General features: G+C 71.5%; 1 protein-coding gene. It reads right to left on the bottom strand.

The features are described 5' to 3' along the window. Nucleotides 1-3: 3 nt before the first annotated feature. Nucleotides 4-17103 (bottom strand): type I polyketide synthase, encoded by a 17100-nt coding sequence (locus CV755_RS07085; RefSeq protein WP_109279313.1) that lies wholly within the window; start codon nucleotides 17101-17103, stop codon nucleotides 4-6. Nucleotides 17104-17117 lie beyond the last annotated feature (14 nt).

The raw sequence follows: 17117 nt of genomic DNA, 5'->3' as shown, positions 1-17117 counted from the left end.
TGCTCATGAGAGGCCGAGGTCTTTGTCGATCAGCTCGAAGAGTTCGTCGTCGGTCGCCGATTCGAGCCGGTCGACGACGCTGACGCCGTCGTCCGGTCCCTGGGCACCAGGTGCGGTGCCGCCCGGTTCGATGCCCAGCTTGGACAGCAGGCTCTCCAGACGCAGGGCGACCCGGATCCGCTCGACCTGGTCGTCGGCGATCGACGTGAGCCGGGCTTCCAGCCGGTCCAGCTCGTCGTTGACCGACAGCGGTTCGGCGGCGGGCGCCAGCTCGGAGCGCAGATACCGGGCGAGTCCGACCGGTGCCGGATAGTCGAAGAGCAACGTGGCGGGCAGTCGGAGGCCGGTGACCGAGGCGAGTCGGGTGCGCAGCTCCACCGCGGTGAGCGAGTCGAAACCGGATTCCATGAACCCGCGCTCGGGTTCGATCGCCTCAGGGGTGAACTGGCCGAGTACCGCCGCGGCCTCCTTGCGCACCACCTGCAGCACCATGTGTTCCTGCTCGTTCTCCGGCTGCCCGGCCAGCTGCTGGGCGAGGCTGTTGGGCGTCACCGGGCCGTCCTGAGCGGCCGCCGCCCGGACCGGCGCGGGCAACAGGCCCCGGAGCAGGGCCGGTACGGCCGCGCCTTGGGCGGCCTGGGCGCGCAGTGCCGCCAGCTCCAGCCGCACCGGCACCGGCGCCGGCTCGTCCCCGGTGTACGCCAGGTCGAACAGCGCCAGGCCTTCGGCGACGGACAGCGGGGACATGCCCATGCGCCGGATACGGGCCAGACCGGCCTCGTCCAGGCCGCCGGCCATGCCCGAACCGCCCTGGTCCCACAGCCCCCACGCCAGCGAGGTGGTGACCAGGCCCTGGTCGCTGCGGTGACGGGCCAGGGCGTCCAGGAAGGAGTTCGCCGCGGCGTATCCGGCCTGGCCCGCTCCGCCGAAGACCCCGGCGACGGAGGAGAACAGCACAAACGCCGACAGGTCGAGGTGCTGGGTGAGTTCATGCAGATGCCAGGCGGCATCCACCTTGGGCCGCAGCACCCGGGCCAGCCGGTCCTCGGTGAGGGAGGACAGCACACCGTCGTCCAGCACACCCGCCGCGTGCACGACCGCCGTAAGCGGCTTGTCCAACGAGGCGATGAGGGCGGCCAGTTGGGCCCGGTCGGCGACATCGCAGGCTTCGACCCGCGCCAGGGCACCAGCTGCCGCGAGTTCGGCCACCAGCTCGGCGGCACCCTCGGCCGCCGCGCCGCGCCGGCTCACCAGCAGCAGGTCCCGGACACCGTGACGCTCCACCAGGTGCTTGGCGAAGAGCGCGCCGAGGCCACCGGTGCCGCCGGTGATCAGGACCGTTCCGGACGGGTCGAGCGTCCGCGGAACGGTGAGGACGACCTTGCCGATGTTGCGGCCCTCGCGCAGGAACCGCAGCGCCTCGGCGCCCCGGCGCACATCCCAGGCGCGGATGGGCGCGTTGGTGATCACGCCGCGTTCGAAGAGGGCGCTGATCTCGACCAGCATCTCCTGGATCCGGTCCGGACCCGCGTCGATGAGGTCGTAAGCGCGGTACCGGACGCCGGGGTGCGCCGCGCCGATGACCTCGGGGTCGCGGATGTCGGTCTTGCCCATTTCGAGGAACCGCCCGCCCCTGGGCAGCAGTTCAAGCGTGGTATCGACATACTCGCCCGCGAGGGCGTTGAGGACCACATCGACGCCCGCACCGTCGGTCGCCTCCAGGAAGGTGTCCCGGAAGGTCAGTTCGCGCGAGGAGGCGATCCGCCCGTCCGGGACCCCCAACGCCCTCACCGCATCCCACTTGTGGGAACTCGCCGTCGCAAACACCTCCGCGCCCAGGTGACGGGCCAGCTGCACCGCTGCCATGCCCACACCACCCGCCGCGGCGTGCACCAGCACCCGCTCACCGGCGCGCAGACCGCCAAGGTCGACCAGGCCGTAATACGCGGTCAGGTAGACGAGGGGTACGGCGGCCGCCCGGACGAACGAGCAGCCGGACGGCATGGGGGCGATCAACCGGCGGTCGGCCACCGCCACCGGACCGAAGCCCTCGGGAACGAATCCGAAGATGCGGTCGCCAGGCTTCAAGTCGGTTACCTCGGCGCCCACTTCGAGCACCACACCGGCGGCCTCACTGCCAAACGGCGCCTCACCCGGATACATCCCCAGCGCGATCAGCACATCGCGGAAGTTCGCACCCGCGGCCCGTACCTCGACCCGCACCTCGCCGGCGGCCAACGGCCGGCTGCCATCGGACGGAAGCAACGCCAGGCCCTCCAGCGAACCGGCACGCCCCACCGCCAGCCGCCATGCCCCACCCGCCGGCATCGACTCGGACACCCGCCCCAGCCTGGGCACCAGCACTCGGCCACCACGCACCGCGATCTGCGGCTCATCACCGCCCGCGAACGAACCCCACTCCGGAAGCCCGTCCTCGTCCACATCGATCAGCAGGAACCGGTCCGGGTATTCCGACTGCGCGGACCGGACCAGGCCCCATACCGCCGCCTGCGCCAGGTCCGGCGACTGCTCGCCCGAAACACCGGTGGTCACCGCGTTCCGGGTGACCAGCACCAGCCGGGCGCCGGTCAGACGGTCATCGGCCAGCCACCGCTGGGCCATGGCCAGAGCGCCGCCGACAGCCGAGGCGACCGCTTCGGGGATGTCCGGATGGGCGCCGGCCACCGCACCGGAGGCATCGAGGAACACCAGCTCCGGCTCGGCGGTACCCGCCGCGACGGCGTTCCACAAGGACTCCGGGTCCGGGTACGCCAAGACGTGGACGCCGTTCGCCCGCAGGCCGTCCGCCAGCCCCAGGGTGTCCTGGCCCAGCACCACGCAGCTCTCCGGCCGGGGGGTCGCCGTCACGGCGACGGGCGCCGCCGCCCAGCCGAGCCGGAACAGCGAGTCCCGGTGACCGCCCCGGGCCGCCGTCAGCTGTTCCTGGGTCACCGGACGCAGCCGCAGGGATTCCACGGTGGCCACCGGCCTGCCGGTCCGGTCGGCGATGTCCAGCGCCACCACTTCGGGTGTGGAGACCGACAGCCTGACCCGCAGGGCGCCGGCTCCGGCACTGTGCAGCCGGACCCCCGACCAGGAGTACGGCAGTCGCCCCGTCCCCGCTTCGGTGGCGCCGTCCGCCGCCAGCCCGAGGGTGTGCAGGGCGGCGTCCAGCAGCGCCGGATGCAGCGTAAACAGGCCCGTGCCGGCCAGGGTCTCACCGGCAGGCGCGACCTCGGCGAACAACTGGTCGTCCAGGCGCCAGGCGGCCCGTAGCCCCTGGAACACCGGCCCGTACCCGAATCCGGCCTCGGCCGCCCGGTCGTAGAGCGTGTGGACCGGCAGCGGTGTCGCCCCCACCGGGGGCCATACGGACAGTTCGGCCGGTGTGGCCGTGTCGCCACCGGAGGTGGCCAGTACACCGGTCGCATGCCGGGTCCACACCTGATCGTCCGCCGCGCGGTCCGGGCGCGAGTGGACGCTGAAGTCGCGCCGCCCGTCGTTGTCCGGCCCGCTCACCAGCAACTGGAACCGTACGCCGCCCAGTTCGGGCAGCACCAGCGGCGCTTCGATGGTGAGTTCCGCCACCTCGTCGCATCCGCAGCGGTCCGCGGCCCGGATGGCCAGCTCGACAAAGGCCGTGCCCGGCAGCAGGACCGAGCCCATCACGGCGTGGTCGGCGAGCCATGGGTGTGTCTGCACGGACAACCGGCCGGTGAACAACAGTCCACCGGTGTCGGGCAGTTCCACGGCGGCACCCAGCAGCGGATGGTCCGCCGTCCCCAGACCCGCGAGTTCCACATCGCCCGTGGACGGTCCACCGGCCAGCCAGTACGACTCGTGCTGGAAGGCGTAGGTGGGCAGGTCCACCCGGCGGGCACCACGGCCCTCGAAGAACCGGGCCCAGTCCACGGCCACGCCACGCGTATGAGCGGTGGCGACGGCCGTGGTGAGAGTGTGCGCCTCGGGCCGGTCGGCACGCAGTACGGGCACGAACACGGCCTCGGGCAGCGACTCCTGGCCCATGGCGGAGAGCACCCCGTCCGGGCCCAGCTCGATCAGCGTCCCAACGCCCTGGCCGGCCAAGGTGCTTATCCCGTCGGCGAATCGGACCGCCTCCCGGACATGCCGCACCCAGTACTCCGGGGCGCACAACTCCTCGGCGGTGGCCAGCTCACCCGTCAGATTCGATACCACCGGGATACGCGGCGCCTCGTACGACAGGCTTTCGGCGACCTTCCGGAAATCCGCCAGCATCGGCTCCATACAGGGCGAGTGGAACGCATGCGAGACCGTCAGCCGCTTTGTCTTGCGACCCTGCTCCACAAACCCGGCCACCGTCTCGGCAACCGCGCCCTCCTCGCCCGAAATCACCACCGAAGACGGACCATTGACCGCCGCAATCGACACCCGGTCCCGGAAATCGGCCAACGCCCGGAGCGCCTCGGCCTCACTCGCCTGCACCGCCACCATCGCACCACCCTCAGGCAGTGCCTGCATCAGCCGGCCACGCGCCGCCACCAACGCACACGCATCCCCCAACGACCACACACCCGCCACATGGGCGGCAGCCAGCTCACCAATGGAATGACCCGCCAGATAATCCGGCCTAATCCCCCATGACTCCACCAGGCGGAACAACGCCACCTCAACCGCGAACAACGCCGCCTGAGCGTAAACAGTCCGGTTGATCAACTCCGCCTGGCCGAACAGTACCTCACGCAGTGACCGATCCAACTCACGGTCAAACTCCGCGCATATCGCATCAAAGGTCTCGGAGAACACCGGGAACGTCTCATACAACTCCCGGCCCATACCGACCCGCTGGGCACCCTGCCCGGTAAACAGGAAGGCCATCCGGCCCTCGCCCGAAACAGTTCCGCGGACCACTCCCGGCGCATGGTCGCCCTCGACCAGCATGCCCAGGTTCTCCAGGAATCCGCTCAAGTCGGGCGCGACCACGGCCGCGCGGTGCTCCAGCGCCGCGCGGGACGTCGCGAGCGAGAAGCCGATATCGGCCAACGCCTCCTCGGGACGGGCCCGCAGATGCTCGATCAGGCGCTGTGCCTGAGCCCGCAGTGCCGCCTCGGTCCGGCCGGACAGCACCCACGGCACCACGGGCGACATCACCAGGGGCGCGACCGCCGCGACCGCACCGGCGTCCGGCGCCTGCTCCAACACCGTATGCGCATTGGTGCCGCTGATACCGAACGAGGACACCGCCGCCCGGCGCGGACGACCGGTCTCCGGCCAGTCACGAGCCTCGGCCAGCAACTCCACCGCACCCGCCGACCAGTCCACCTGCGAGGAAGGCGCGTCCACATGCAGCGTCCGCGGCAGCACACCATGCCGCAGCGCCATCACCATCTTGATCACACCGGCCACACCCGCGGCGGCCTGGGTGTGCCCGATGTTGGACTTCACCGACCCCAGCCACAACGGCCGGTCCTCGGGCCGGTCCTGGCCATAGGTGGCCAGCAGCGCCTGCGCCTCGATCGGATCGCCCAGCCGCGTACCCGTACCGTGCGCCTCCACCACATCGACATCCGCCGCGGAGAGTCCGGCGCTGTCCAACGCCCGCCGGATCACCCGCTGCTGGGCCGGACCATTGGGGGCGCTCAGCCCGTTGCTCGCACCATCCTGGTTGACCGCCGAACCACGGATCACCGCCAGCACCTGGTGGCCGTTGCGCCGGGCGTCCGACAGCCGCTCCAGCAGCAGCATGCCGGCGCCCTCGGCCATGCTGGTGCCGTCCGCGGCGGCCGAGAACGCCTTGACCCGTCCATCGGCGGCCAGGCCACGCTGCCGCGAGAACTCCACAAAGGTGTTGGGCGTGGACATCACGGAGACGCCGCCCGCCAGAGCCAGCGAGCATTCGCCCTGCCGGAGGGCCTGCGCCGCGAGATGCAGAGCCACCAAGGACGAGGAACAGGCCGTGTCCACGGTCACCGCGGGGCCTTCCAGCCCGAAGGTGTAGGCGACCCGCCCGGAGGCGATGCTGCCGGAGGTGCCCGAGCCCAGGTAGCCCTCGACGCCCTCGGGGACGGCCCCCACCTGGGAGGCGTAGTCCTGGTACATGATTCCGGCGAACACCCCGGTGCTGCTGCCCTTCAGCGAGTGGGGGTCGATCCCCGCGCGCTCGAACGCCTCCCAGGAGGTCTCCAGCAACAGGCGCTGCTGCGGGTCCATCGCCAGCGCCTCGCTGGGCACCACACCGAAGAATCCGGAGTCGAACTGCGCGGCGTCGTAGAGGAATCCGCCCTCCCGCGCATAGGACGTACCGGTGCTGTCCGGACTGGGGTCGTACAGCCTCTCCAGGTCCCAGCCACGATCGGTGGGGAACCCGCCGATGCCGTCGCCACCGGTGGCGACCAGCCGCCACAGGTCCTCGGGAGAGCTGACGCCGCCCGGGTAGCGGCAGGCCATACCGACGATGGCCACCGGCTCGTCCGAGGCGACCACCACGGTCCGCGTGGCGTGCCCGTCCTCCTCGTCCAGCAGCTCGGTCCGTATGTGGTCGGCCAGCACGGCCGGCGTCGGGTAGTCGAACACCAGCGTCGCGGGCAGGGACAGTTCCGTGGCCGCGGTGAGGCGGTTACGGAGCTCCACCGCGGTCAGCGAGTCAAAGCCCAGCTCGGAGAAGGCCCGGCCGACCTCGATCCGGTCCCCGGACACATGGCCCAGAACGGTCGCGACCTCGCGGCGCACCAGCTCCAGCAGCGTCCGGCTACGGTCGGCGGCCGGCAGGGCGAGCAGTCGCCGCTTCAGGGACAGTTGACCGTCGGCCGACCCGGCGCTCAGCCGCCGCCTGGCGGGTCTGCGGACCAGGCCACGCAGCGGTGCGGGGACCGCTGTGGCCGGTTCCGCGGGCAGAAGGGTGGTGTCGAGGTGCATCGGCACCAGTACCGGCTCACCGACCCCGCCCGCGAGGTCGAACAGCGCCATGCCCTCGGCGGCGGACAGCGCCGCCATCCCGGCACGCCGCAACCGGTCCAGGTCCCCGTCGTCCAGTGCGCCCGCCATGCCGCCGGCCTGCTCCCACAGGCCCCATGCCAAGGACTGGGCGGGCAGCCCGGCCGCGCGACGGTGCGCCGCCAGCGCGTCCAGGAAAGCGTTCGCCGCCGCGTAGTTGCCCTGACCGGCTCCTCCCAGCACACCCGCCACCGACGAGAACAGCACAAACGCCGACAGCTCCAGCTCCCGGGTCTGCAGATGCAGATTCCATGCGCCGTCCGCCTTGGGCCGCAGCACTCCCGAGACCCGCTCCGGCGTCAACGCCCCCAGAACGCCGTCGTCCAGCACACCGGCGGTATGCACCACACCCCGCAGCGGATGCTCCGCCGGGATGTCCCTCAGCACCTTCGCCAGCGCATCCCGGTCGGCGACATCGCACGCGGCCACGCTCACCTGGGCACCCAGTGCGGTCAATTCGTCCCGCAGCTCCGCCGCACCCGGCGCCTCAAGCCCCCGGCGGCTGGTCAACAGCAGGTGGCGGACGCCACGTTCGGCCACCAGATGGCGGGCCACCACCGCGCCGAGCGCACCCGTGCCGCCGGTGATGAGCACCGTGCCGTCGGCATCCCAAGCGGCAGCGGCCGGTGCCGGTGCTGCCACCCTCGCCAGCCTGGGCACCCGTACGGTGCCCGCCCGCACCGCGGCCTGCGGCTCGCCGGAGGCCAGCACCGACGGCAGCGCCCGCGCCGCATCCTGCTCCGGGCCGAGGTCAACCAGGACGAACCGGTCCGGATTCTCCGACTGTGCCGAACGAACCAGACCCCATACGGCGGCCGAGGCCGGATCGGCGGCATCCTCGCCCGCGCCCACGGCCACGGCACCACGGGTGACCAGCACCAGACGCGACCGCCCAAACCGGTCGTCAGCCAGCCAGGCCCGCACCAGCTCCAGCGCCCACCGGGCCGCCCCATGCACGGCCTCGGGCATTCCCTCGCCGTCCCGATGCCGGGACAGTGGGCCGAAGCGGTCGGGCGTACCCGCCAGCACCACATCCGGCAGCCGCCCACCGGCGCCCGCCAGCTCGGCCAGGTACCGGTACGCCGGCGCCGCGACCCCGTCACCGCCCAACTGCCGCGTCAGCTCCGGGGTGTCGCCCAGCACCGCCCACGAACCCGTCACCCCATCCACCGGAGCGACCGGCAGCGCCGTCCACTCCATCCGGAACAACGACCCATGACGCCCGGAGCGGCCGGCGGCGAACTGCTCTGCGCTCACCGGTCGTACGGTCAGCGCGTCAACAGTGGCGACCACTACGCCCGAGGCGTCGGTGAGCGTCAACGACAGCGCATCGGTACCGGTGTGGCGGGACAGCCGCACCCGCAGTGCGGTGGCGCCCGCCGCATGCAGACTCACCCCGGACCAGGAGAACGGCAACCGCGCCTGGCCGGTGTCCTCGACCAGCGACCCCAGTCCCACCGCGTGCAGCGCGGCATCCAGCAGCGCCGGGTGCAGACCGTACCGACCGGCCTCATCGGCCATGTCATCCGGCAGCGCGACCTCGACGAACATCTCCGTGCCCCGTCGCCAGGCGGCCTGAAGTCCCTGGAAGACCGGACCGTAGGCCAGGCCCCGGTCCGCCAGGCCCTCGTACAGGCCCTCGACCGGCACCGCCTCGGCATCCGCGGGCGGCCAGGGCAGCATCTCGGCCACGGTCGCCGTACCGTTCGGGGCCAGCAGGCCGTCGGCGTGCCGGGTCCATGACCGGCCGTCGGCGGTATCCGCCGGGCGGGAGTACACGGTCAGGGACCGCCGACCCGCCTCGTCCGCATCGCCGACGGCCAACTGGATCTGAACAGCGCCCTGTTCCGGAAGGACCAGCGGGGTCTCGAACGTCAACTCCGCGATCCGGCCGCAGCCGACCTGGTCCCCTGCCCAGATGGCCAGGTCGACGAAGGCCGTGCCGGGGAGCGGAACCGTGCCCATCACGGCGTGGTCGGCGAGCCATGGGTGTGTCTGCACGGACAACCGGCCCGCGAACAACAGCCCGCCGGTGTCGGGCAGTTCCACGGTGGCACCCAGCAAGGGGTGATCCGCCGCCGCCAGGCCCGCGGACTCGGTACCGCCCTCCTGCACACCGGCGTCGAGCCAGTACCGCTCGTGCTGGAAGGCGTAGGTGGGCAGGTCCACCCTGCGTGTACCACGGCCCTCGAAGAACCGGGCCCAGTCCATGGCCACGCCACGCGTATGAGCGGTGGCGACGGCCGTGGTGAGGGTGTGCGCCTCGGGCCGGTCGGCACGCAGTACGGGCACGAACACGGCCTCTGGCAGCGACTCCTGGCCCATGGCGGAGAGCACACCGTCCGGGCCCAGCTCGACGAACGTGGTCACACCCTGACCGGCCATGGTGCGGATGCCGTCGGCGAATCGGACGGCCTCGCGGACATGCCGCACCCAGTACTCCGGAGCACACAGCTCCTCGGCGGTGGCGAGCTTGCCAGTGACGTTCGATACAACCGGGATACGCGGCGCCTGATACGACAGCCTCTCGGCGACCTTCCGGAAGTCGGCCAGCATCGGCTCCATACGCGGCGAATGGAACGCATGCGACACCGTCAATCGCTTCGTCTTACGACCCTCGCCCCGGAAACCCTCCGCGATCTCCACGACCGCGTCCTCATCACCCGAAATCACCACGGACGACGGGCCATTGACCGCGGCGATCGACACCCGGTCCTGGAAACCGGCCAACGCCTCCAGGGCATCGGCCTCGGTGGCCTGCACCGCGACCATCGCACCACCGACGGGCAGCGCCTGCATCAGCCGGCCACGAGCCGCCACCAACGCACACGCATCCGCCAGCGACCACACACCCGCCACATACGCGGCCGACAACTCACCGATGGAATGACCCGCCAGATGATCCGGCGCAATCCCCCACGACTCCACCAGGCGGAACAACGCCACCTCAACCGCGAACAACGCCGCCTGAGCGTAAACAGTCCGGTCGATCAACCCGACCCCGCCGAACACCACCTCACGCAGAGGACGGTCCAACTCGCGGTCGAACTCCGCACACACCGCATCAAACGCCTCGGCGAACACCGGGAACGCCGCATACAACTCCCGGCCCATCCCCACCCGCTGCGCACCCTGCCCCGTGAACAGGAAGGCCGTCCGACCCTCGCCCGAGGCGGTCCCCTGGACCACCCCCGGCGCTTGGTCGCCCTTGACCAGCGCCGTCAGCCCCGTGACAAAGGCGGGGCGGTCGGCGGCGATCAGTGCGGCGCGCCGCTCCAGTGCCACCCGGGAGGTGGCCAGGGACAGGCCGATATCACCGAGTTCGGACCGCGGGTCGTCGTTCAGGTGGGCCAGCAGGCGCGCCGCCTGGGCCCGTAGCGCCGCCTCGGTGGAGCCGGACAGCACCCACGGCACCACCGGCGAGGTCACAGCCGGTGCCGGCTCATCGACCGGGGTGACCGCCGGTGCCTGCTCCAGGAGGGTGTGGACATTGGTGCCGCTGATGCCGAAGGAGGACACCGCCGCGCGACGCGGACGACCGGTCTCCGGCCAGTCACGAGCTTCGGCCAGCAACTCCACCGCGCCCGCCGACCAGTCCACCTGCGAGGAAGGGGCGTCTACATGCAGGGTCCGCGGCAGTACACCGTGCCGCATCGCCATCACCATCTTGATCACACCGGCCACACCCGCGGCGGCCTGGGTGTGCCCGATGTTGGACTTGATGGAACCCAGCCACAACGGCCGGTCCTCGGGCCGGTCCTGACCGTAGGTGGCCAGCAGCGCCTGCGCCTCGATCGGGTCACCCAGCCGCGTACCGGTACCGTGCGCCTCCACCACATCGACATCCGCCGCGGACAGCCCCGACGCGGCCAACGCCTGCCGGATCACCCGCTGTTGGGAAGGACCGTTGGGCGCCGTCAGACCATTGGACGCACCGTCCTGGTTGACCGCCGAACCACGCACCACGGCCAGCACCTGATGGCCGTTGCGCTGGGCGTCCGAGAGCCGCTCCACCAGGAGCATGCCGACGCCCTCGCCCCAGCCGGTGCCGTCCGCCGCGTCGGCGAACGACTTGCACCGGCCGTCCGCGGCGAGACCACGCTGCCGGGAGAACTCCACAAAGGTGCCCGGGGTGAACATCACCGTCACACCGCCGGCCAGGGCCAGCGTGCACTCGCCGGAGCGCAGCGCCTGCACCGCCATGTGCAGCGCCACCAGAGACGAGGAGCATGCGGTGTCCACTGTGACCGCCGGGCCCTCCAGCCCGAAGGTGTAGGCCACCCGGCCGGACACCACGCTGCTCGATGTACCGGTGCCGATAAAGCCCTCGACTTCGTCCGGTACCGTCCGCAGCCGCGCGCCATAGTCGTGGTACATCACTCCGGCGAACACTCCGGTACGGCTGCCCTTCAGCGAACCGGCGTCGATGCCGGCCCGCTCGATGGCCTCCCAGGAGGTTTCCAGCAGCAGCCGCTGCTGCGGGTCCATCGCCAGCGCCTCACGCGGCGAGATACCGAAGAGCCCGGCATCGAAGTGGTGCGCGTCGTAGAGGAATCCGCCCTCGCGGGCATACGAGGTGCCGATGCGGTCGGGGTCCGGGTCGTAGAGACTCTCCAGGTCCCAGCCACGGTCGGCGGGGAACTCCCCGATGCCGTCGGCGCCGGTGGCCACCAGCCGCCACAGGTCCTCGGGAGAGCTGACGCCGCCCGGGTAGCGGCAGGCCATGCCCACGATGGCAATCGGCTCGTCGTCGGCCGCCGCCGGGCCGTCCGCACCCGGCCGGCCGTGGAGCACGGTCTCGGGCCGGCCGCCGAGGAGTTCCGAGCCGAGGAAGTCCGCCAGTGTGATGGGCGTGGGGTAGTCGAACACCAGCGTGGCGGGCAGCCGCAGTCCGGTGGCGGTGTTGAGCCGGTTGCGGAGTTCGATCGCGGTCAGCGAGTCAAAGCCGAGTTCCTTGAACGCTCTCCCGGACGCCACCTCGTCGAGGCCGGCGAAGCCCAGGGCGGCGGCGGCCTCGGTACGCACCAGGTCCAGCAGCATCCGGTCCCGGTCCGCCGCGGGCAGCCCGGCCAGGCGGTGGGCGAGGGATCCCGCGGCCGGCACCGTGCCGGTGGCCTCCACCGCGCGCCGGACGGGGCCACGGACCAGGCCACGAAGGAGCGGGGACGGCGCCGCGGTCCGGCGGACGGCCGCCAGGTCCAGGCGCACCGGCACCAGCGCGGCGTCGGCCCCGGCGCAAGCCGCGTCGAACAGGGCCAGACCTTCTTCGCCGGTCAGTCCGAGCATTCCAGCACGGTTCATCCGGGCCAGGTCGTTCTCGGCGAGGGCACCCGTCATGCCCTCGGCGCTTTCCCACAGCCCCCAGGCCAGCGAGGTCGCGGTGAGGCCTTGTGCCCGGCGGTGCCCGGCCAAGGCGTCCAGAAAGGCGTTGGCGGCGGCATAGTTGCCCTGGCCCGAGCTGCCCACCACTCCCGAGATGGAGGAGAACAGCACAAACGCGGACAGGTTCAGGTGGCGGGTGAGCTCATGCAGGTTGACCGCGCCCCGCACCTTGGGCCGGAACACCCGGTCGAGCCGCTCCGGGGTGAGGGCCTCGACCAGGCCGTCGTCCAGCACTCCCGCCGCATGCACCACAGCGGTCAGCGGATGCTCCACGGGAATCTGTGCCAGCAGCCCGGCCAGCGCTTCCCGGTCCGCCACATCACAGGCCGCCAGGGTCACCGTGGCGCCCAGAGCGGAGAGTTCCGCCGCCAGCTCGGCCGCGCCCTCGGCCCGCGCCCCGCTCCTGCTGATCAGCAGCAGCTGACGGGCACCGTGCTCGGTGATCAGATGCCGGGCGAGCAGACCGCCCAGCGCCCCGGTGGCGCCGGTGATCAGCACCGTGCCGGCCGGGTCCAGGACGAGGGCCGCTCCGGCCTCGGCCCGTGCCACCCTGGCCAGTCGGGGCAACAGCAACTTGCCGTCACGTAGGGCGAGTTGAGGCTCTCCGGAGCGCACTGCGGCGGCCACCAGGCGTGCGGGGTCTGCTGCCGGGTCGATGTCCAGCAGGACGAACCGGCCGGGGTTCTCCGACTGTGCCGAACGCACCAGTCCCCACGCCGTCGCCAGGGCGGGGTCGTGGACGTCCTCCTCGGTGGTCGCGGCGACCGCGCCGGCGGTCACCAGGACCAGCCGGGCCGAGTCGAACCGGCTGTCAGCCAGCCAGGACTGGGCCAACTCCAGGGCGGCGCAGGCGTTTTGGTATCCGGCGTCGGCGACGGTGGCGGTACCGGAAGTGAGCCGGTGGACCACCACCTCGGGGGCCGGCCGGCCGGCGTCTACCGCCGCACCGAGCGCGGCCAGGTCGGGGTACCGCTCCGCACCGTCGATCGTGCTGGCCGGCGCGACGTCCTCGGCGACCAGCTCGACCCAGCCCTCGGTACCGCCGTACGGCAGCTCGTCCGCCACCGGCAGCGCGGTCCACTCCACCCGGAACAGGGCCTCGTGGTGATCGGAGCGCGCCTGCGCCAGCTGCTCCGCGGTGACCGGTCGCAGCACCAGCTGTTCCACGGTCAGCACCGGGCGGCCCAGGGTGTCGGCGACGTCCAGCGCTATCGCGTCGGCGCCCGCCGAGGACAGCCGGACCCGCAGGGCCGGTGCGCCGGCGGCGTGCAGCGAGACGCCACGCCACTCGAAGGGCAACTGGACCTGGTTCGGCTCCTTGATGAAGTCGGCCAGTCCGAGCGAGTGCAGGGCGGCGTCCAGCAGCGCCGGGTGCACCCCGAATCTGGTGGCGTCGGCGGCCGTCTGCTCGTCCAGCGCGACCTCGGCGAAAACCTCGTCGTCGCGTCGCCAGACGGCCCTCAGGCCCTGGAACACAGGGCCGTATCCAAGGCCCAGGCCGGCCAGGCGTTCATAGAAACCGTCCAGCCCGACCGGCATGGCATCGGCCGGCGGCCATGCCTGGCCGGGCTCGGTGAGCGCCACGGCCCGCGCGGCAGCGGACAGCACCCCGCTGGCGTGCCGGGTCCACGGCCGGGCGTCCGGCGAGGAGGTGGCGGGGCGGGAGTGCAGCGTCACCGACCTGCGGCCGGACTCATCGGCGGCGCCCACCTCCAGCTGGAGTTCCACCGTGCCCTGCTCCGGCACGATCAGCGGCGCCTCCAGGGCGAGTTCGTCCAGCCGGTCGCAACCGACCTGGTCACCGGCGCGGATGGCCAGTTCCACAAACGCCGTACCGGGCAGCAGCACCGATCCCAGCACCGCGTGGTCGGCCAGCCATGGCTCGATGTCAACCGCCAGCCTGCCCATCAGCAACAGCCGGTCCTCACTGGCGAGGCTGACGGCGGCACCCAGCAGCGGATGGTCCAACAGGGCCATACCACCGGGCAGTTCGCCCGCCCCCGGCCGGGTGGTCATCCGCAGCCAGTACCGCTCATGCTGGAAGGCATAGGTGGGCAGGTCCACCCGGCGGGCACCACGGCCCGCGAAGAACCGGGCCCAGTCCACGGCCACGCCACGCGTATAAGCGGTTGCGACGGCCGTGGTGAGAGTGTGTGCCTCGGGCCGGTCGGCACGCAGCACCGGCACGAACACAGCCTCGGACAGCGACTCCTGGCCCATGGCGGAGAGCACCCCGTCCGGGCCCAGCTCGACGAACGTGGTCACACCCTGACCGGCCAACGTACGGATGCCATCGGCAAACCGGACCGCCTCCCGGACATGCCGCACCCAGTACTCCGGAGCACACACCTCGTCCGCCGTGGCCGGCCCACCGGTCACATTCGACACCAGCGCGATACGCGGGGCCTGGTACGACAGGCTCTCGGCGACCCGACGGAACTCGTCCAGCATCGGCTCCATACGCGGCGAATGGAACGCATGCGAGACCGTCAGCCGCTTCGTCTTACGACCCTGCTGCTCAAAACCCGAAGCGATCTCCACGACCACGTCGTCATCACCCGAAATCACCACGGACGACGGGCCATTGACGGCGGCGATCGACACCGCGCCCTCGCGCCCGGCGAGCGCCGCGACAACCTCGGCCTCGGTGGCCTGTACCGCAACCATCGCGCCGCCCTCGGGCAGCGCCTGCATCAGACGGCCACGCGCCGCCACCAGCACACACGCATCCGCCAACGACCACACACCCGCCACATGAGCAGCGGCCAGCTCACCAATGGAATGACCCGCCAGATAATCCGGCGCAATCCCCCACGACTCCACCAGGCGGAACAACGCCACCTCAACCGCGAACAACGCCGCCTGAGCGTAAACGGTGCGGTCAATCAACTCCGCCTCACCGAACACCACTTCACGCAGCGAGCGGTCCAACTCACCGTCAAAGTCGGCACACACCGCGTCAAACGCCTCGGCGAACACCGGGTACGCCGCATACAACTCCCGGCCCATGCCCACCCGCTGCGCGCCCTGCCCCGTGAACAGGAAGGCGACCACGGATTCCCCGGTTGCCACGCCGCTCCGCAGGGCAGGCGCCTCGCGGTTCTCGGCCAAGGCGGTCAGGCCCGCCAGCAGTCCTTCCCGGTCCGCGCCGACCACGGCCGCGCGGTGCTCCAGCGCCGCGCGGGAGGTGGCGAGCGACAGGCCGATATCGGCCAACCCTTCCTCGGGACCGGCCTGCAGATGCTCGATCAGGCGCTGTGCCTGAGCCCGCAGCGCCGCCTCGGTCCGGCCGGACAGCACCCACGGCACCACCGAGGACCCGATAACAACCGGCTCGCTCACCTCAGAGGAAGCAACCGCCTCAGGCGCCTGCTCCAACACCGTATGCGCATTGGTGCCGCTGATACCGAACGAGGACACCGCCGCCCGGCGCGGACGACCGGTCTCCGGCCACTCACGAGCCTCGGCCAGCAGTTCCACCGCACCCGCCGACCAGTCCACCTGGCGCGACGGCTCTTCCACATACAACGTCCGCGGCAGCACACCATGCCGCAGCGCCATCACCATCTTGATCACACCGGCCACACCCGCGGCGGCCTGTGAATGGCCGATGTTGGACTTCACCGAGCCCAGCCACAACGGCTGCCCCGACTCCCGCCCCTGACCGTAAGTGGCCAACAGCGCCTGCGCCTCAATCGGATCGCCCAGCCTGGTGCCGGTGCCATGCGCCTCCACGGCGTCGATCTCGTCGGCGGACAGCCCGGCGTCGGCCAACGCCTGCCGGATCACCCGCTGTTGGGAGGGCCCGTTGGGCGCGGTCAGACCATTGGACGCACCATCCTGGTTGACCGCCGAGCCACGGAGCACCGCCAGCACCTGATGGCCGTTCCGCTGGGCGTCCGACAACCGCTCCAACAGCAGCATGCCGACGCCCTCGGCCATGCCCATACCGTCCGCGGCGGCCGAGAAGGCCTTGCAGCGGCCGTCCATGGCCAGGCCGCGCTGGCGGCTGAACTCGACCAGTGGACCGGGCGTCGCCATCACCGCGACACCGCCGGCCAGGGCGAGGGTGCACTCACCGGATCGCAGCGCCTGGGCGGCCAGATGCAGGGTCACCAGCGAAGAGGAGCAGGCGGTGTCCACCGTCACGGCGGGGCCTTCGAGGCCGAGCGTGTAGGCCACCCGTCCGGACAGCACGCTGGTGGCGCTGCCGGTCAACAGGTGTCCTTGCACGCCCTCGGTCGGTTCATGGAGCCGGGGGCCGTAGTACTGGTGGCTGGCTCCGGCGAACACTCCGGTGCGGCTGCCCTGCAAGGAAGTGGGGTCGATACCGGCCCGCTCCAGCGCTTCCCAGGAGGTCTCCAGCACCAGTCGCTGCTGGGGGTCCATCGCCAGCGCCTCACGCGGCGAGATGCCGAACAGCTTGGGATCGAAGTCCCCGGCGTCGTGCAGGAAGCCGCCCTCGCGGACATAGGTGGTGCCGGGGGTCTCGGGGTCGGGGTCGTACAGGCCCTCAAGGTCCCAGCCCCGGTCGGCGGGCAGCCCGGAGATCCCGTCGCCGCCGGCGGTCACCAGCTGCCAGAGCTCTTCGGGCGAACTCACGCCGCCGGGGTAGCGGCAGGCCATGCCGACGATGGCGATCGGCTCATGCGCCGCCGCGGTCAGTTCGCGGTTCTGCTGCCGTAGCCGCTCGGTCTCCTTGAGAGACGCTCGGAGCGCTTCAACGACCTTGTCGGTGGATGCGGTCATGTCCTTGCCTCACA

The organism is Streptomyces orinoci (assembly GCF_003121295.1).
Taxonomy (GTDB): domain Bacteria; phylum Actinomycetota; class Actinomycetes; order Streptomycetales; family Streptomycetaceae; genus Streptomyces; species Streptomyces orinoci.
This window is presented reverse-complemented; position numbering and strand designations above follow the sequence as displayed.